Source organism: Streptomyces sp. SolWspMP-5a-2, assembly GCF_900091845.1.
Taxonomy (GTDB): Bacteria; Actinomycetota; Actinomycetes; order Streptomycetales; family Streptomycetaceae; genus Streptomyces; species Streptomyces doudnae.
Genome location: NZ_FMCI01000120.1, coordinates 1 through 17,607, shown reverse-complemented (window position 1 = coordinate 17,607; position 17,607 = coordinate 1). Strand labels below are relative to the sequence as shown.

17 protein-coding genes and 1 tRNA gene are annotated in these 17,607 nt (G+C 74.2%); 6 read left to right on the top strand and 12 right to left on the bottom strand.

Features of this window, described 5'->3' with window-relative positions; translation table 11 throughout:
- Positions 1-27: 27 nt before the first annotated feature.
- The 5 genes from ehuA to GA0115242_RS11995 all read right to left on the bottom strand — a co-directional run bounded on the left by ehuA (position 28) and on the right by GA0115242_RS11995 (position 4,210).
- Complete coding sequence (gene ehuA, locus GA0115242_RS12015) at positions 28-843, bottom strand: ectoine/hydroxyectoine ABC transporter ATP-binding protein EhuA (protein WP_093827482.1); 816 nt, start codon at positions 841-843, stop codon at positions 28-30.
- Positions 833-1,450 carry an ectoine/hydroxyectoine ABC transporter permease subunit EhuD gene (ehuD, locus tag GA0115242_RS12010; RefSeq protein ID WP_202555208.1) on the bottom strand — a complete coding sequence of 206 codons (618 nt, stop codon included), beginning with the start codon at positions 1,448-1,450 and terminating at the stop codon, positions 833-835. Before ehuD ends, ehuA begins: the two co-directional genes overlap by 11 nt.
- A gap of 32 nt (positions 1,451-1,482) precedes the next feature.
- Positions 1,483-2,154 (bottom strand): ectoine/hydroxyectoine ABC transporter permease subunit EhuC, encoded by a 672-nt coding sequence (gene ehuC / locus GA0115242_RS12005; RefSeq protein ID WP_093827478.1) that lies wholly within the window; start codon positions 2,152-2,154, stop codon positions 1,483-1,485.
- Positions 2,151-3,077 (bottom strand): ectoine/hydroxyectoine ABC transporter substrate-binding protein EhuB, encoded by a 927-nt coding sequence (gene ehuB, locus GA0115242_RS12000; RefSeq protein ID WP_093827476.1) that lies wholly within the window; start codon positions 3,075-3,077, stop codon positions 2,151-2,153. Before ehuB ends, ehuC begins: the two co-directional genes overlap by 4 nt.
- A 161-nt stretch (positions 3,078-3,238) precedes the next feature.
- Positions 3,239-4,210, bottom strand: a complete 972-nt coding sequence (locus GA0115242_RS11995) for a D-2-hydroxyacid dehydrogenase (RefSeq protein WP_093827474.1) — start codon at positions 4,208-4,210, stop codon at positions 3,239-3,241.
- 382 nt (positions 4,211-4,592) lie between these two features.
- On the opposite strand from GA0115242_RS11995, the gene GA0115242_RS11990 reads away from it, so the two are divergent.
- Positions 4,593-5,330 carry a maleate cis-trans isomerase family protein gene (locus GA0115242_RS11990; protein WP_093827472.1) on the top strand — a complete coding sequence of 246 codons (738 nt, stop codon included), beginning with the start codon at positions 4,593-4,595 and terminating at the stop codon, positions 5,328-5,330.
- Positions 5,331-5,415: 85 nt separating this feature from the next.
- Positions 5,416-6,540 (top strand): LLM class flavin-dependent oxidoreductase, encoded by a 1,125-nt coding sequence (locus GA0115242_RS11985; protein WP_093827470.1) that lies wholly within the window; start codon positions 5,416-5,418, stop codon positions 6,538-6,540.
- Here the strand turns inward: GA0115242_RS11985 and GA0115242_RS11980 are convergent.
- Positions 6,519-8,339, bottom strand: coding sequence for a putative bifunctional diguanylate cyclase/phosphodiesterase (locus GA0115242_RS11980; RefSeq protein ID WP_093827468.1), 1,821 nt, complete (start codon positions 8,337-8,339; stop codon positions 6,519-6,521). The genes GA0115242_RS11985 and GA0115242_RS11980 overlap by 22 nt on opposite strands.
- Positions 8,340-8,683: 344 nt before the next feature.
- Here GA0115242_RS11980 and GA0115242_RS11975 point away from each other — a divergent pair, with 344 nt between their 5' ends.
- Positions 8,684-9,946, top strand: coding sequence for a M6 family metalloprotease domain-containing protein (locus GA0115242_RS11975; RefSeq protein WP_161353092.1), 1,263 nt, complete (start codon positions 8,684-8,686; stop codon positions 9,944-9,946).
- A gap of 69 nt (positions 9,947-10,015) precedes the next feature.
- Here the strand turns inward: GA0115242_RS11975 and GA0115242_RS11970 are convergent.
- From GA0115242_RS11970 to GA0115242_RS11950, 5 genes are all read right to left on the bottom strand, one after another.
- Positions 10,016-10,089, bottom strand: a tRNA-Lys gene (locus GA0115242_RS11970).
- Positions 10,080-10,703, bottom strand: coding sequence for a bifunctional DNA primase/polymerase (locus GA0115242_RS11965; RefSeq protein ID WP_093827464.1), 624 nt, complete (start codon positions 10,701-10,703; stop codon positions 10,080-10,082). Before GA0115242_RS11965 ends, GA0115242_RS11970 begins: the two co-directional genes overlap by 10 nt.
- A gap of 157 nt (positions 10,704-10,860) precedes the next feature.
- Positions 10,861-11,238: a hypothetical protein gene (locus GA0115242_RS11960; protein ID WP_093827462.1), complete on the bottom strand. Its 378-nt coding sequence runs from the start codon at positions 11,236-11,238 to the stop codon at positions 10,861-10,863.
- Positions 11,239-11,383: 145 nt separating this feature from the next.
- Positions 11,384-12,250, bottom strand: coding sequence for a spermidine synthase (locus GA0115242_RS11955; protein ID WP_093827460.1), 867 nt, complete (start codon positions 12,248-12,250; stop codon positions 11,384-11,386).
- Positions 12,251-12,283: 33 nt separating this feature from the next.
- On the bottom strand, positions 12,284-12,763 hold the full coding sequence (locus tag GA0115242_RS11950; protein ID WP_370672272.1) for a hypothetical protein: 480 nt from the start codon (positions 12,761-12,763) through the stop codon (positions 12,284-12,286).
- Between the two features lie 283 nt (positions 12,764-13,046).
- On the opposite strand from GA0115242_RS11950, the gene GA0115242_RS11945 reads away from it, so the two are divergent.
- Positions 13,047-14,471 (top strand): hypothetical protein, encoded by a 1,425-nt coding sequence (locus GA0115242_RS11945; RefSeq protein WP_093827458.1) that lies wholly within the window; start codon positions 13,047-13,049, stop codon positions 14,469-14,471.
- Between the two features lie 89 nt (positions 14,472-14,560).
- Here the strand turns inward: GA0115242_RS11945 and GA0115242_RS11940 are convergent, their stop codons facing one another.
- Entirely contained in the window at positions 14,561-15,157 is a 597-nt protein-coding gene (locus GA0115242_RS11940; protein WP_093827456.1) for a histidine phosphatase family protein, read from the bottom strand.
- A gap of 227 nt (positions 15,158-15,384) precedes the next feature.
- On the opposite strand from GA0115242_RS11940, the gene GA0115242_RS11935 reads away from it, so the two are divergent.
- On the top strand, positions 15,385-16,332 hold the full coding sequence (locus tag GA0115242_RS11935) for a phosphatase PAP2 family protein (RefSeq protein WP_093827504.1): 948 nt from the start codon (positions 15,385-15,387) through the stop codon (positions 16,330-16,332).
- A 1-nt stretch (position 16,333) separates the two neighbouring features.
- Positions 16,334-17,527 (top strand): hypothetical protein, encoded by a 1,194-nt coding sequence (locus GA0115242_RS11930; protein ID WP_237549004.1) that lies wholly within the window; start codon positions 16,334-16,336, stop codon positions 17,525-17,527.
- Positions 17,528-17,607 lie beyond the last annotated feature (80 nt).

Genomic DNA, 17,607 nt, shown 5'->3' with positions numbered 1-17,607 from the left:
GACCGCCCGCCTGCCCGACCGCCCGCCTCAGAGCACCGCGCTCAGGAACTGCCGGGTGCGCTCCTGGTCGGGGTCGTTGAAGATCTTCTCCGGCGGCCCCGACTCGATCACCCGGCCCGCGTCGAACATCAGGACGTCGTCGGAGATGTCCCGGGCGAAGTTCATCTCGTGGGTGACGCAGAGCATGGTGATGTCCGTGGTGCGGGCGATGTCGCGCAGCACGTCCAGCACACCGGCCACCAGCTCCGGGTCGAGCGCCGAGGTCACCTCGTCCAGCAGCAGCACCTGCGGGCGCATCGCCAGCGCGCGGGCGATCGCCACCCGCTGCTGCTGGCCGCCGGAGAGCTGGGTGGGGAACTTGTCCGCGTGCTCGGTCAGCCCGACCAGCTCCAGCAGCCCGCGCGCCCGCTCCTCGGCCTCGTCGGCGGAGAGCCCCAGCACGTGCACCGGCGCCTCGGTGATGTTGCGCATCACCTTCATGTTGGGGAACAGGTTGAACTGCTGGAAGACCATGCCGATGTTCTTGCGGACCTCGCGGACGTGCTTCTCCCCGGCCGGCACCAGCCTGCCGCCGCGCTCCTCGTGGGTGAGGTACTCGCCGCCGACCCGGATCGTGCCCTCGTCGGGTCTCGCCAGCGTCATCAGCAGCCGCAGGATGGTGGTCTTGCCCGACCCGGACGGCCCGATCAGCGTGACGTGCTTGCCGGAGGAGACGGTGAAGTCCAGCGCGTCGAGGACCGTGTTGGCGCCGAACCGCTTGGTGACCTTGTCGAAGCGGATCAGCTCGCTGCCGTCCACCGCGGGGTTGACGGTTACTTTCGAGAGGCTGCTGTCAGCGGACAAGACGACGCTCCAGGACTCGCAGGAGGACGGACGTGGGGTAGGAGATGACGATGAACAGGACGCCGACGACGGTGATCGGCTCCATGTAGTCGAAGGTCGTCGCGCCGATGCTGTTGGCCTGGAAGAGCATGTCCCCGACCGTGATGGCGGAGAGCATGGGCGTGTCCTTGAACATCGCGATCACGTAGTTGCCGAGCGCGGGCACCACCCGGCGGAAGGCCTGCGGCAGGATCACCGCGACCCAGGTGCGCCCGCGCGGCAGGCTGAGCGCGGTGGCCGCCTCCCACTGGCCGCGCGGCACCGCGTCGATACCGGCCCGGTACACCTCGGCCGTGTACGTCGAGTAGTGCAGCCCGAGCCCGATCACGCCGGTGGTCAGCGGCCCGAAGCTCAGGCCCCAGCCCGGCAGCACGAAGAACAGGAAGAACAGCTGCACCAGCAGCGGGGTGTTGCGGACGAACTCGACGAGCGCGCCCACCGGCCAGGTCACCCAGCGGCTCGGCGAGCGCAGCGCGATCGCCCAGACCAGGCCGAGCGCGAACGCCGCCACCGAACCCAGCAGCGTCGCCTGGACGGTGACCCACAGCCCGTCGAGGAGCTTCGGCATGATGTCGCCGACGTAGTCCCAGGACCAGTCGTTCACCGGTGACCACCTCCGGCGAGGGACGCCTGGCCCACCGAGGCCTTGGCGCGCCGCTCCAGCAGCCGCATGACACGGGTGACCACGAACGCGATCACGAAGTACATCACCAGAATGATCCCGTAGACCTGGGCGCTCTCACCGGTCGACAGCCGGGCCAGCTTGGCCTCGAAGGTGAGTTCGCCGATGGACAGCAGGGAGGCCAGCGCCGTGCCCTTGAGCAGTTCGATCAGCAGGTTGTTGAACGGCGGCATCATCTCCGGCACCGCCTGCGGCAGGATCACCTTCCGCAGCCGCTGCCAGGGCGAGAAGCTCAGCGCGACGGCCGCCTCCCGCTGCGCGGCCGGCACCGACTGGAGCGCCCCGCGCACCACTTCGGAGCCGTAGGCGCCGTAGGACAGGCCCAGCGCCAGGGTGCCCGCCCACAGACCGGCCAACTGCCAGCCCAGCAGCGGCAGGGCGAAGAACAGCCAGAACATCAGCACCAGCGCCGAGGTGCCGCGGAAGAACTCCACGTAGACCCCGGACAGGAACCGCACGATCCACAGCCGCGAGGTGCGGGCCAGGCCGATCCCGAAGGCGACGGCCGCGGCGAGCGCGGCGCTGTAGAGCATCAACTGGACGGTGATCCAGGCGCCCTTGAGGAGGAGTACCCACAACGGTCCGGTCATCGGGCGCAGAGCTCCTTCGCCGTCAGGTCCGTCATGAAGTCCTCGGTGAAGCCGAACGGCTTGGCGATGCGCAGGAGTTCACCGCTGGTCTTCAGCGCACGCAGCTCCCGGTTGAAGGCGTCCCGCAGCCTCGTCTCGCCGAGCCGGAAGCCGTAACCGCCGCCGTCGCGCTGGGGTTCGCCGTCGACCTCGGGCGTGAACGGGTCGGTCATCCCGACTTTGGGGTGGCTGCCGGTGCGCAGCGCCTCGATCATGGTGAGGGCGGTCCCGGCGAAGCAGTCGACGCGCCCGGCCTCCAGCGCCTCCATGCCGGCGATCTGGTCGCCGTAGGTCTGGATGCGGCTCTCCCGGACGCCGTTGGCGACCGCGTACTCGTACTCGGCGTAGCCCACCCCGGTCCCCATCCGCAGGCCCTGTTCGGCGACGTCCTTGTAGGAGCGGACGCCGCGCGGGTTGCCCTTGCGGACCAGGAAGGCGTCCTTCGACTCGTAGTCCGGGTCGGAGAAGAGGACCGCCTGACAGCGCGTCCTGTTGATGAACATCCCCGCGACGACCACGTCGAACTGGAACGACAGCAGCCCCGGCACCAGCGCGCCGAACTCGACGGGCACCGGCTCGAACTCCCTGACCCCCAACCGCCGGAATATCGTCCCGGCCACCGCCGGTGCCTCACCGGTCAGCCGCCCCCGGTCGTCGATGGAGGCGTACGGGGGTTCGCTGGCTATGCCCATGCGGACGGTGCCGCGCTCCCGCAGTTCGTCGAGGAGCTGCCCGCCGTCGCGGGCGCCGGTGACGTCGACCCGGGTGCAGCCGGTGGTCGCCCCGAGCGCGCCGGCCGCCCCCACCGCCAGACCGGCGAGGAGAGAGCGGCGGCGGGGTCTGTGGCCTGTTCGTGCTGGGGTTTTCCCCTGTCGTGGAGCCATGGGCGCGCGCCTACCCCAGGCCTGACCCGTCCATGCCGATTATTTGCGGCCACGGACGGCCGCCGCGCGAGCGGCCGAACCCGCCCGCGCGGCGGCCCTCCGGGGGCCGGGCGGCGGTCGGCCCGGCACGACCGGTCAACTGCCCTGCCCCGTGCGGGGGTTCAGCGTCCGGGCACGTAACCCCGTTGCTTGTCGACCACGTTCACCAGCGCCCGGCCCGCCGCCCAGCGCTCGTACAACTCCACGAACTGCGTGCTCAGTTCGTCCCGCCAGCCGACCACGTCCCCGCTCATGTGCGGGGAGACGATCAGGCCGGGCAGTTCCCACAGCGGGCTGTCCCGGCCCAGCGGCTCCGTCTCGAAGGTGTCCACGGCCGCGCCCGCGATCCACCGCTTGGTCAGCGCCTCGGCGAGCGCCTCCTCCACGACCAGCGCGCCGCGCCCCACGTTCACGAACCGGGCGGAGGGCTGCATCATGGCGAACCTGCGGGCGTCGAACATGGACCGGGTCACCTCGGTGAGCGGCGCAGCCGCGATCACCCAGTCGGCGCGGGAGACCAGCCGGTCCAGCTCCTCGGGGCCGTGGATGCCGGTGTGCGCGGTCCGGCCGACGACGGCCGTCCTGACGTCCAGCGCCCGCAGGGTGCGGGCGACGGCCCGCCCGATCGGCCCCGACCCGACGACACAGGCCCGGGTCCCCGCCACCCGCTGCGACGCGCGGTGGCGCCAGGTCCGCTCCCGCTGCAGGTCGAGCGAGCGCGGCAGGTCCTTCGCCATGGCCAGCACCAGGGCGGCCACGTACTCGGCGATGGGCTGGTCGAAGATCCCGCGCGCATTGGTCACCACCGTGTCCGAGGCGGCGAGTTCGGGACAGAGCAGGTGGTCCACGCCCGCGCTCGCGGTGTGCACCCAGCGCGGCCGCCGGCCCCCGCCGGGCCAGGCGGAGCGCACCGCGCGGGAGGCGAAGTCCCACACCAGCAGCACGTCCGCGTGCGGCAGCCGGTCGGCGAGGGACGACGCGTCGGTGTGCTCGATCCGGGCCCGGCCGGTCAGCCTGCCGAGCCGGGGGAGCGGGTCCGCGTCGAGGACGAGCACCGTGGGGAGGGCGGTCGGCGGGGCGCTGGGGTCGGGCATACGGGATCCGTCTTCCGGTGACGAGCGGCCGGCGGGGTCGGCGCACCCGCCGCGACACGGGCGGACGCGGCGGGGGAGGGCGGTGGGACGCGGACTCGACGCGGGCGTCGGCGGCGCGGACCGACCACGCTCGCACCCGGACCTGCCCGCGTCAACACGGCCGTCGCGCACGGACCGTCGCCGCCCCCTCCCTCCCGGTGAGGACCGGCCGGACGGCGGCCGGGGCGGACACCGCCCGTCTCGGCCAACCAGGTGACGATGGGGGGGCGCCCCGCGCCGACTGGGTACCCGAGCGGTGGGACCCTGTCGGCCGCCGGGCCGATCCGGCGGCGCGACCGGGCCCGTCACCGCCGCCCGGAGAACTGCAGCAGGAAGGCTCACCATGACGTCCCTCGGTTTCCTCTACCCCGGCCACGCGGCGGAGGACGACTACCCGCGCATCGAACAGCTCCTGGGCGCCGACATCCGCCTGGACGTGATCCACACCGACACCGGCGAGGACGCCCGCGGCGTCGACGCGCTCCGGGCCGCGGGCACCCCCGAACGCCTCGCGGCGGGCGTCGGGGACCTGCGCATGGCCGGGGCCGAGGCGGTCGTCTGGGCCTGCGCGGGCGGCGGCTTCGTCCACGGCTGGGAGGGTGCGCACCAGCAGGTCCGCGCCCTGGCCAGGACGGCGGGCATGCCGGCCTCCTCCACCTCCTTCGCCTTCACCAACGCCCTGCGCGAACTGGGACTGCGCCGGGTCGCGGTGGCCGCGACCTACCCGGACGACGTGGCGGAGCTGTTCGCCGCCTTCCTGCGCGCCTCGGGCGCCGAGGTGACGGCGGTCGCCGCAGCCGGGATCGGCACCGCGGCGGAGGCGGGCGCCTGGGGCGAGGACGAGGTGCTGGCGCTGGCCGTGTCGGCGGACGCCCGAGCGGCCGAGGCGGTGCTGCTCCCGGACACGGCCCTGCACACCGCGGCCCACCTCCAGAGCCTGGAGAAGGCCGTGGGCAAGCCGGTCCTCACCGCCAACCAGGTCACGGTCTGGGAGGCGCTGCGCCTGACCGACCGCAGGGTCAACGCCCCGGAGCTGGGCACGCTGTTCACCCGGGGGTACGTCAACCCGTCCGGCGTCTGAGGGGAGCCGGTCCCGGGCCGGAGGGGGCCGCGCGGAACACACCCCCCGTGGGCCCCGGGGCCGCCCGGCCAGGAATAAGCGGAGCATGCCTCCTGTTGTCGCCGTGAAGGACGACACTCCAGGAGGCCACACCGTGATCCGAGGCACCGCCCAGGGCGACGCCCCCGTCCCCCTCTCCGTACTGGACCTGGTCACCGTGGGCGCGGGCACCACCGCCACCGACGCCCTGCGCACCAGCGTGGCGATCTCGCGCCTCGCGGAGTCCCGCGGCTTCCACCGCTACTGGGTGGCCGAACACCACTCCATGCCGGGCGTCGCCTCGTCGTCCCCCGCGGTGATCCTCGCCCACCTCGCCGCCCACACCAGCCGCATCCGCCTCGGCTCGGGCGGCGTCATGCTGCCCAACCACGCGCCCCTGGTGATCGCCGAGCAGTTCGGCACCCTGGAGGCGCTCGCCCCCGGCCGGGTCGACCTGGGCCTGGGCCGCGCCCCCGGCACGGACGGCGCCACCGCCGCCGCCCTGCGCCGCACCGACCGCCTGCACGAGGGCGCCGACGACTTCCCTCAGCAGCTCATGGAGCTGACCCGGTTCCTCGACGACGACTTCCCCGACGGCCACCCCTACCGCCGCATCCACGCCGTCCCCGGGCCCGTCCAGGCGACGTCACCCGGCGGCGTCCAGTCCCCGAACCGGCCGCCGGTCTGGCTGCTCGGCTCCTCCGGCTTCAGCGCCCGGCTGGCCGGAACCCTCGGTCTGCCGTTCGCCTTCGCGCACCACTTCTCCGCGCAGAACACCGTCCCGGCCCTCGACCTCTACCGCGAGTCGTTCCGCCCGAGCGCGGTCCTGGACGCGCCCTACGCCCTGATCGGCGTCTCCGCGCTGGCCACGGACGACGAGGCGGAGGCCCGCAGGCAGGTGCGGGCGGCGGCCCTCAACATGATCCGGCTGCGCACCGGCCGCCCCGGGCTCGTCCCCACCCCGGAGGAGGCGGAGGCGCACCCCTTCAGCCCCATGGAGACCGAGTTCGTCACCTCCTGGAACGCCAACGTCGTCCACGGCACCGCCGACGAGGTCCGCACCGGCCTCGACGACCTGCGCAAGCGCACCGGCGCCGACGAGCTGATGATCACCGCCAACGCGCACGGCGGCGACGTCCGGCTGCGCTCCTACGAACTCATCGCGGACGCCTACGGGTTGCCGACCACCTGATCCCCGCCGCGGGCCCGCTGGCCCAGCAGCCCGGGGATGCGGTCGGGCGGCACCGGCCGGGAGTACAGCCACCCCTGCCCGGTGTCGCAGCCGATCCGCCGCAGCCGCGCCGCCTGCGCCGACGTCTCCACGCACTCCGCGGTGACGGTCAGCCCCAGCCGGTGCGCGAGCTGGATCATCGCCTCGACGACGACCTCGTCCGCCGGGTTCGGCGCGGGCGCCCCGGCCGCCTCGGCGGTGGCGCCGTCGCCCTCGTACTGGAAGCCGCGCACGAACGCGCCGTCCAGCTTGAGCACCGACACCGGGAGCCTGCTGAGGTAGGCGAGGTTCGAGTAGCCGGTGCCGAAGTCGTCGATGGCGATGCCCACGCCCATGTCGCTGAGGGCCTGCAACGCCTCCAGCGGGCGCCCGGCGGAGCCCATCACCGCCGACTCGGTCAGCTCCAGCTGGAGCAGGTGCGGGGAGAGCCCGGTCTCGGCGAGGGTCTCGGCGACGTCCGCCACCAGGTCCGAGTCCCAGACCTGGCGGACCGCGACGTTGACGCTGACGAACAGCGGGTCGCCCGGGTGGTCGAGCTGCCAGCGCCTGGCCTGGCGGCAGGCGGTCCGCAGCACCCAGCGGCCCAGCTGCACGATCGAGCCGTCCTCCTCGGCGAGCTGGATGAACCGATTCGGCGCCAGTACCCCGAACTCCGGGTGGTGCCAGCGCACCAGCGCCTCCACGCCCCGCACCCGCCCGTCCGCCATGCCCACCAGTGGCTGGTACTCGAGCACGAACTCGCCGCGCTCGACGGCCGGACGGAGCGTGGAGGCGAGCGCCTGCCGGGTCATCCGGTGGGCGTTGCGCTCGGGGTCGAAGAGGGTCCAGCGGTCCATGCCGTCGGCCTTCGCCCAGTACAGCGTGGTGTCGGCGGCCTGCATCAGCGCGGTCGGCGTGGTCCCGGCCGCGAGCCGTTCGACCACACCGATCGACGCCGACACCGACAGCCGCCGCCCGTCGAGGTCGAAGGGCGCCTGGACGGCCTTCAGCACGGACTCGGCCAGGTCGGCCAGTTGCTCGGTGCCGGTGGAGTCCTCGACCAGCAGCGCGAACTCGTCGCCGCCGAGCCGCGCCACCAGCGGCGCCGCGGGCCGGGCGTGGCCCGCCTCCTCGGCGCACCGCCGCAGCCGCTCGGCGACGGCGGCCAGCAGCCGGTCGCCGACCCGGTGGCCGAGGGTGTCGTTGATCGCCTTGAAGCCGTCCAGGTCCAGGTAGCACAGGCCGATCCGGCCGGTGCCGCCGTAGGGGTCGGCGTCCAGGGCGCTGGTCAGGCGTTCGAAGAACAGGGTGCGGTTGGGCAGCCGGGTCACCGGGTCGTGCATCTGCGAGTGCCGCAGCCTGGCCTGGAGTTCGTGGCTGGCGCTGATGTCGGTGACCGACAGCAGGACGCCCCCGGTCTGGCCGGGCAGCGCGGTGACGGTGATCTGCGCCCACACCGCCTGCCCGTCCGGCCGCTTCAGCCGCCGGGTGCAGCGCAGCCGGGCCTCCCGGCCGCCGAGCACCTCGTGGTACGCCTGCCAGGTCCTGGGATCGGAGGCCAGGTCGACCAGGTCGGCGGCGACCCGGCCGGAGAGCGCCTCGGGCGCCCGGCAGAAGAGGGCGCCGAAACCGTCGTTGGCCCGGAGGACCAGGCCGTCACGGTCGACCACCGCCATCGCGAGGGCGGCGGCCGTGAAGACGGACCGATAGATGGTGTCACTCTCTGTGACGGCGGACCGGTGGTCTGCCGCGGGCGTCGGCCCTTCGGACGTTCCGCTCACCGCTCGCTCCCGCAGTGCCGCTCGTTCTGTGTCCGTGCAGGAATGTGTCAGGAAAGTGTGCCGATCATAGAGGCTGGCCCCAGGGGCGTGCAGCCACTGTCCAGTGTCCAGGACGGTCCCCCCTTCCGGCAGATCGTTTCTGCCCACGCCTGGACGGGTTCTTAGACCCGTCGACCGCTTGTGACGTTCTGTGAGCGATTCGGGGTGTCGCTCCTGTCGTTCCCTGCACGGGTCCTGACGGTCTTTCGGGTCTCTCACTCATCTGGGGCAGACAAACAGGGCATAGTACGACAATCTCCATGAGGCTGGGGGCGGTATCCCGCGAACCGCTCCCGGAGGTCTCTGTGCCGCGTCAGTTCCCCCGGCCCCGACTGCGCAGCACCGCCGCCGTGTTCACCACCCTCTCCGCCCTCGCCGCCACCTCCCTGGTGACCGGCCCCTCGGTCGCCGAGCCCTTCGCGGCCGCCCCCTGCGCCCTGCACCGCACCGAGGCGCACCACTCCGAGGGCCTCGACAGCTGGAACGCCGCCTACCCCCGTCCGGCCCGCGCGCTCGACGCGGTGATGATCTACCTGTCGTTCCCCGACTCCGCCCCGCGCACCACCCCCGCGCAGATCACCGCCGACCACTTCCCGGCGACCAGCCGCTTCTTCGAGCGGGCCTCCTACGGCAGGTTCACGCTCCGCCCGCACCCGCTCGCCCACTGGATCCGGATGCCGCACCCCTCCACCTCGTACGGCGTGCGACGGGACTGGAACGCCGAGCGCCGGGCCGCCTACCTGCGGGACGCGCTGGCCGCCGCCGACCCCGAGGTCGACTTCTCGCGCTACGACGTCGTCTACTTCGTGGCCGACCCGGACGCCCCCGGTGTCGACTCGGACGCCACGAAGGTCGTCAACCTGGACACCCCGCTGCGGGCCGACGGCACCGACATCAGGCGGGTCGTCACGGTCTTCGAGCGGCACCCGCCGGACCGTCTGGTGCTGGCCCACGAGACCGGTCACGTCTTCGATCTGCCGGACCTCTACCACCGTCCCGCCGACGGCAAGGGCGACTGGGACACCTACGTCGGCGACTGGGACCTGATGGGCAGCCAGTTCGGACTCGCCCCGGATCTGTTCGCCTGGCACAAGTGGAAGCTCGGATGGCTGGAACCGCGCCAAGTGGTGTGCGCCGCGGGGCGCGGAAGCACCCGGCTGACGCTGGAACCGCTGGGCGAGGGGCCGGGCGACCCGGTCGCCGGCGCGGCCGGCTCACCGCTCCTCGGGCTCGGGCGCGGCACCAAGCTGGCCGTCGTGCGCACCGGCCGCGACAGCGCCCTCGCCTTCGAGGCGCGCGGGCCGGTCGGCAACGACAGGGCCGCCTGCCGCTCCGGCGTCCTCGTCTACCGGGTGCGCGGCGACGAGCAGTCGGGCGGCGGGCCGGTCCAGGTCGTCGACGCCCATCCGCGCACCGAGGCCTGCTGGGAGAACTCCGTCTACCCGCCGCTGGCCGACGCGCCGGTCGCCCTCGGCGAGAGCTTCACCGTGCCGGGGACCCGGGTCAGGGTGGCGGCGGAGAGCAGGACGGCGTCGGGCGGCTGGAACGTGAAGATCACGACCGGCTGAAGCGCGCCCGCACACGACGGAGGCCGGACGCCCCGCGTTACCGCGAGCCTGTCCGGCCTCCGTGTGTCGTGCGCCGCCAGGGACTCGAACCCCGGACCCGCTGATTAAGAGTCAGCTGCTCTAACCAACTGAGCTAGCGGCGCCTGCTGACGTCGTAGACCTTAGCATCAGGGTCGGCGGGAGGAAAAATCGATATCCGCACCGCCGCGCGGGCCGCCCGGACGGCCGCCCAGAGCAGGATCTCGGGGCCGGGCAGCCAGGGGTGACGGGTGTCGGGGGCGACCAGCCAGCGCGGTTCCTGCCGGTCGGCCGGGGTCTCCCCGCCCAGCGGCGGCGGGACGGTCACCGCGTCCCCGTTGCCGTGGCACAGCAGCGGCGGGATCTCCCCGGTGCGGGCCCGCCGCCGCTCCCGGTCCGGCACGCCCCACTCCTCCCAGCGCAGCAGCGACGGCAGTCGCTGGGCGGTGCCGGGCGCCGCGAACATCAGCATCCGGCCGCGCAGCACGGCCACGGGGCCCGAGCCGGGACCCTCGTCCCAGAGCCGGTCCACCATCCGGCGGCCGAAGACGGCGGGGGCGCTGACCACGTCGAAGGCGAGCCCGCAGGGGAGCACCACCGGGGCCTCGGGCCGCTCCTCCCAGAGCGCGAGCATGCTGCGCGGATACGTTCCTGCGGACGCCAGCCAGGCGGCCCCGTCCGAGGTCACCTCGGCGGCGTCGAAGCGGTCGGTGTGCGGCTCGTTCCGGGTGCGACTCATGTCGTCTACGTCTACCGGCTGTGAGCGTTCCGTTCCCGAGGGTTGCGGGAAACCGGGACAGGGAAGGGTGCCTGCGGGTATCTTGCCCGCCTGGCATATGCCAGACGGGCTGCCCTGGTGTGCGGACCTCCCGTCTCCGGCGGTCCCGGGGCCGCGGTCAGAGCGGGTCGACCGCCGCGCGGTCCTCGCGGCCCTCGCCGCCCCCGCGCATCAGGTCCCGCCCGTACTCGACCATCTTGCGGGCGTAGTCCTCGGTCCACTCGGCCCGCTCGGCGATCTCCGCGGGCGTCAGCCGGTCGAAGCGGCGCGGATCGGCGAGCTGGGCCGCCGCCGTCGCCTGGTACTCCACCGCCCGGTCCGCCGCCGCGCGGAAGGCCTCCGCCAGCTCCGTCGCCCGCGCCAGCAGCGCCCGCGGGTCGTCTATCGACTCCAGGTCGAAGAAGTGCTCGGGATCGGCCGCCGCCTCCGCGGGCTCGAAGAGCAGGGGCGCGGGGCGTAGCCGCGGTTCGTTCCGACGCGGCGTGGGCTCCGCCATGTCTTCTCCTCCTCGTACGTCTGCGGTGACCCGCACCGGAGCGGGCCACCATCCATTGTCTCGCGGCCGCGCAAGAGGGCCGGATCGCCGTCCGGGCGGGCCCGCGCGGGCGCCGTGGCAGCGGCGTCCCGGGCGGGCGGCGCGTTCAGCCGAACGCCGAGGCGGGCGGCGCGGGGGAGGCGACCGCGTCGGCGTCCGTGACCGGGCTCGCGCCGCCGGTGAAGTCCCGCAGGGCGCGGCCGTGTTCGACCCGGCCCGGGTGCGGGTCGGAGGCCGCCCTGCGGGTCAGCTCCGGGATCGCGAGCGCGGCGTCGGAGGCGACCAGGACGGCGTTGCCGAAGCGTCTGCCGCGCAGCACCGTGGGGTCGGCGACCAGCGCGAGGTGGGCGAAACGGGCCGCGGCCGTGGCGATCTGGCCGCGCAGATGGGCGAGCGGCGGGCCGTCGGCGAGGTTGGCGGCGTAGACGCCGTCGGGGCGCAGCGCCCTGCGGACGTCGTCCAGGAACTCGGTGGAGGTGAGGTGCGCGGGGGTGCGGGCGCCGCTGAACACGTCGGCGACGACGAGGTCGGCCCAGCCGTCGGGGACCCTGGCGAGCCCGGCGCGGGCGTCGGCCGACCTGACCCGGACGCGGGCGTTCGGGTCCCACGGCAGCTCACGGCGCACGAACTGGACCAGGGGCGCGTCCCGCTCGACGACCTGCTGGGTCGAGCGGGGGCGGGTCGCGGCGACGTACCGGGCGAGGGTGAGGGCGCCGCCGCCGAGGTGCACGGCGTGGATCGGGCGGCCGGGCGGCGCCACCAGGTCGATGACGTGGCCGATCCGGCGCTGGTACTCGAACCCCAGGTGCCCGGGGTCGTCCAGGTCGACGTGCGACTGCGGCGCCCCGTCGATCAGCAGGGTCCAGGACCGGTCGCGGTCCCGGTCGGGTATCAGCTCGGCGACCCCGCCGTCGACGGTCTGGGTGACGGCCTCGCCGCCCCGGCCGCGCCGGGCGTTCCTGGACTTTCCCATGCGCCCATTATCGACGGCCCCGGAACGGCCCGGTCAGCGGCAGTTGTCCGCGGCCGCGATCAGCCGGGCCGCCTCGCCGAGCGCGCGGCGCAGCACCGCAGGGTCGGTCGCCAGGTCGGTGTCGCCGGGCGGCAGCAGCCAGTCCGAGCCCTCGACCGGGGGTGCCGGGTCCAGGCTGAGGCCGCGCCCGTCGGTCTCGGTGCAGGTGCTGCCCGGGACGTCCCAGGCGGCGGCGGTGCCGGGCGGCACCAGGAAGCCGAGGGTGTCGCAGCCGTCGTCGTGCAGGACCGGGCCCATGTTCTCGGCGGCGCGCGCGCCCGCGGCGCCCTCGACGGCGCTCCGGCGCAGGATGTCCACCGCCTCCAGGCCCTGCCGGGCGGGGACCGTCACCAGGTCGCAGGCGGAGGCGGGACATCGCGGCGGGCCGCCGTCCGCCGTCGGCGGGGGGCCCGCCACCGTCCGCGGCGCGCGCGTGCCGACTCTCAGGCTGGTCGTCATCCCGGCCTCCACCACTGAAACCCTCCTTGCACGAGAGCGGGTCGGGAGTCGGGTGGCTCCCGGTCCTCCCGGTTCAACGCGGCAGGGGCGTCAACAGCTACGGCCGAAGTCAGCCACAAAGGATGGCACTTCATGGCAGATCCCCGGGGAGACATCCGGTTTGTGGGCAAACACTGCGTGGCGGAGCGGCTACAGCGGGTACGTTCGTGCCCGCCGGGTGCCGGGCGGCCACGGTGCGAAACGGTCAAGTCGCCCGGAATCCGGCATGGTTCGACGGTTCGCACGAGAGGACCCGGACATGGCGTCGTCGCCCACGACCCCGTCCCAGCCCGACCGGCCACCCCGGCCGAACCACGTCTTCCGGCACCTGCGCGGAGGGCGCTCCCCGGCCGAGTTCGCCGCCGCCGTCCGCAGGGCCGCCCGCGAGATCGGCGAGCGGGTCAGCTGCGACGCGCGCTACGTCGGCAGGGTCGAGGCGGGCGAGATCCGCTGCCCCAACTACGCGTACGAGCGCGTGTTCCTGCACATGTTCCCCGGCCGCACCCTCACCGAGCTGGGGTTCTCGCCCCGGGCCTCGGTGCGGGGACGCAGGAGCTGCGTCACGGATGAGACACAGGAGGCGAACGAGCCGTATGACCCGTCGAACACCACAGGACCATCCACCCCCCACGACCCGGACCAGTCCCACGGACATCACGCGAACCACAAGGAGAGCGACGTGCTGCGTCGCGCGTTCATGACCGGCGGAGGCGCCACGGTGGCCGCCGCCTCACTGGGCCCCCTGGGGCTCGCCCACGAGGCCGCGGCCGGCACCCGCCGTCCCGGCACGAGCGAGGCGGGCGCCCTGGAAGAAGCGGTCCGCAGGATCAGACTGCTGGACGACCGGCACGGCGCCGACGGCCTCTACCGGCGCGCGGCCGAACCCCTGCGCGCCGCGTACGCGCTGCTCGACGCCGGCGCGACCCGGCAGGCCACCGCCGACCGGTTGCACGCGGGCGCCGGTGAACTGGCCATCTCCGTGGGCTGGCTCGCCCACGACTCCGGCCGGTTCGACGACGCGCGCTCGCACTACGCGGAGGCCCTCGCCACCGCGCGCGTCACCGGCGACGAGGCCCTGGAGGCGCACGCCTTCTGCAACACGGCGTTCCTCGCCCGCGACGCCGGGCGACCCCGCGAGGCGGTGCGCGCCGCCCAGGCCGCGCAGCGCGTCGCACGCCCCCTGGGCTCCGCGCGCCTGCTGTCGCTGCTCGCGCTGCGCGAGGCGGGCGGCTGGGCGGGCCTCGCCGACCGCACCGCCTGCGAACAGGCGCTCGCCCGCGCTCACGCCCTCCACGAACGAGGCCGCTCGGACGCCGACCCCGAGTGGATGAGTTTCTACGGACCGGCCGAGCTGGAGGGCCTGGAGGCGCAGTGCTGGTCGACCCTGGGCGACTGGTCGCGCGGGGCGGCGCACGCGCGCCGGGCCGCCCGTCTCCAGAACGAGCACTTCACCCGCAACATCGCCCTCTACACGGCGGAACTCGCGGACTGCCTGGCCAGGGGCGGGCGCCCGGACGAGGCGGCCGGGGCCGGACTGCGCGTCCTCGACCTGCTCGACCAGGTGCAGTCGTCCCGCATCCAGACGATGCTCGCCGGAACCGCGCGCGTGCTGCTGCCGCACCGCAGGGCGAGCGGGGTCTCGGCGTTCCTGGAGAGACACGCGGCCCTGCCCCACCGGCCCTGACCGGCGCCCCGGGGACTCGGCTTCCCGGCCGCCAGGGACGACCGGACGTCCGGCGGCCCCTGTCGACCGGACGATCCCCGGGGCCGCCGTCAGCCCGCCAGGTGGCCGGTGTCGTTCCAGCTCTCCAGGGCCGGTTCGCCGTAGGCCCAGCCCAGGACCGAGAGGGACGTCGGGTTCAGCCTGATCCGGGCCGCGAAGTCCAGCGGCAGGCCCAGCCAGCGCGCGCCGATGGAGCGCAGGATGTGTCCGTGCGCGAACACGAGCACGTCCCGGTCCTCGGCGCGCGCCCACGCCACCACCTCGTCGGCGCGCGCGCTCACCTCGGCCGGGCTCTCGCCCTCCGGGACGCCGTCGCGCCAGATCAGCCAGCCCGGCCTGACCGCCTGGATCTCGGCCGGCTTCAGCCCCTCGTAGGCGCCGTAGTCCCACTCCATCAGGGTGTCCCAGACGGTGGCCCGCCCGCCGAGCCCCGCGAGGTCGCACGTCTCCCTGGCCCGCACCAGCGGGCTGGTGCGCACCTCCACCCCGGGCAGCCCGTCGAGCGGCGGCCGGTGCAGGCGCTCGCCGAGCAGTTTCGCGCCACGCCTGCCCTCTTCCAGGAGAGGGACGTCGGTCCTGCCGGTGTGCTTGCCGGACAGCGACCACTCGGTCTGTCCGTGCCGGGCCAGCAGGATGCGCGGTGCCATGAAGAAACCTTTCGGGGTTCCGCGGAGGAATCTCCGGGAGTGCCCTGGGGAGAAAAGGACAGGTGGAACACGTCCATCATCGCGCACGCCCCACCAGGGCAACCCGGCGGGCGATCGCGGCGTCTTCGAGTGCCGGGGGCGCTCCGCCGGGGCGCACGCGGACGCCGTAAAGTGGCTCAGCCCGCACGCCGGGCACCGCGCGAGAACGAATGGGGGAGGGCGAACGGATGCCGTCGACCGAGATACCGGGCACCGAGGCACCGCCGACCCGGCTGCGCTGGTGGACCGAGCTGCCGCTGATCCTGCTGGTCTACGCCTGCTACTCGGCGGGCCGCCTCCTCGCCCGGGGCAACGTGGAGACCGCCGTCGACCACGGCCTGGCGATCCTGCGCGTCGAGAAGGTCCTGCGGCTCAACGCGGAGCACCCGCTCAACCGCCTGTTCACCCGTGAGGCGTGGCTCGGCGTCCCGGCCGACTTCTGGTACGCGTCCCTGCACTACCTGGTCACCCCCGCGATCCTGGTCTGGCTGTTCCGCTCCCGCGCGGTGCGCTACCGGGCCGCCCGCACCTGGCTGATGACGTCCACCTTCATCGGCCTCATCGGCTTCACGCTGCTGCCCACCTGCCCGCCCCGGCTGCTCGCCGAGAGCCACGGCTTCGTCGACACCATGGCCCAGTACAGCTCCTACGGCTGGTGGGGCGGCGAGGCCAGCGCGCCCCGCGGCCTCGGCGGCATGACCAACCAGTACGCGGCGATGCCCAGCCTGCACGTGGGCTGGGCCCTGTGGTGCGGGGTCGTGCTGTGGCGGTTCGGCGGCAACCGCGTGACGAAAGTCCTCGCCGTCGCCTACCCGCTGCTGACCACCGTCGTCGTCATGGGCACCGCCAACCACTACTTCCTCGACGCCGTCGCGGGCGCGGCCGTGATGGGCGTCGGACTGCTCCTCACCCCGACCGTGACGCGTATCGCCGACCGGCTGCGGACGCGGCTCGCGGTGGCCCTGCGGGGCCGAGGGGGCGTGAGTGGCCCGATTGTCAGTGCCGGATGCCAGACTTCGACGGGTGAGCGAATTCCACGGCAGCGCGAGTCACACGTCGCAGGAGGAGCAGGGGGAGGCGAACCGGACGCCTCACCCTCGGGCGCGGGCGAAGGGGCTCCGGCAGCGGCTCGCTGAGCTGCGCGGTCCTGACGTCCCGGCCAAGGCGCTGGACGCCCGCGCCCTGGCGGCGCTCGCCGCCAACCCGGGATGCAGACGCCGCGCGATCCTGGACGGCGCGGGGGTCAACAAGGCGGCGCTCGCCGGAGCGCTCGGCTCCCCCTCCGGCTTCGGCCAGTCCCAGTTCGCGCTGACCCGGGGGAACGCGTTCGAGGCCAAGGTCAAGGGGGACGGCGGCGCGGAGCTGCTCAGGCTCGTCCACGAGCACCTCGACCCGACGGCCGCGCCGCCCGCCGGCGCCCACCTCCCCGACCTCGGCGCCCCGGGCCCCGAGGGCCGCACCGCCCGCACCGAGCTGACGCTGCGCGAGGCGACCCACGGCGCGGCGGGCACCGGGACCGGCCGCTGGAGCCTGCTCGACCACCCGATGTTCGCCCTCGACGTGGCCGGATCGCCCGCCTTCCTTGAGCCGGACGCCGTCGTCGTGCACCCGGACGGGAGCTGGACGGTCGTCGAGATCAAGTCCTTCCCGATGCTGGACGGCTCGGCCGACCCGGCGAAGGTCGGCGCCGCCGCCCGCCAGGCCGCCGTCTACGTGCTGGCGCTCGAACAGGTCGCCGCCCGGCTCGACCCGGCCCCCGCGGTGCGCCACCGCGTCCTGCTGGTCTGCCCCAAGGACTTCTCCAACCTGCCGACGGCGTCGGCCGTCGACGTCCGCAAGCAGCGCGCCGTCACCGCCCGCCAGCTCGCCCGGCTCACCCGCATCGAGGACATCGCGGACGCCCTGCCCGAGGGCACCTGCTTCTCCCCGCGGCTGCCCGCGGACGAGCTGACCGCCGCCGTCGAGTCGGTCCCCGCGACCTACGCGCCCGAGTGCCTGGCCGCCTGCGAGCTGGCCTTCCACTGCCGCGACCGGTCCCGCGCGGAGGGCGCGGTGACCTCCCTCGGCCGCTCGGTCCGCGCCGAACTGGGCGCCCTGACCACCGTGTCCGACGTCCTGGCGGCGGCCCGCGGCGAACGGGGCGACCCGGCGGACCCGGCGGTGGCCGCCCTGCGCCGGGCGGCCCGGCTGCGCGCGGAGGCACTGGAGACGGCGGCGACCCGACGCGCCCCGCAGGGCCTGGACGCGGCCCTGGAGGCGGACGGCGCGGGAGCGGGACAACCCGGGGCGACCGACGGGACCGCGGGGACCTGGGGAGGCCCCCACCGATGACCGAGCCCACGACCAGCACGGACACGGGTGACCGCAGGGGGCGCACTGTCGCCGGTGGTCTCAGCGCCCCCGGTCACCGC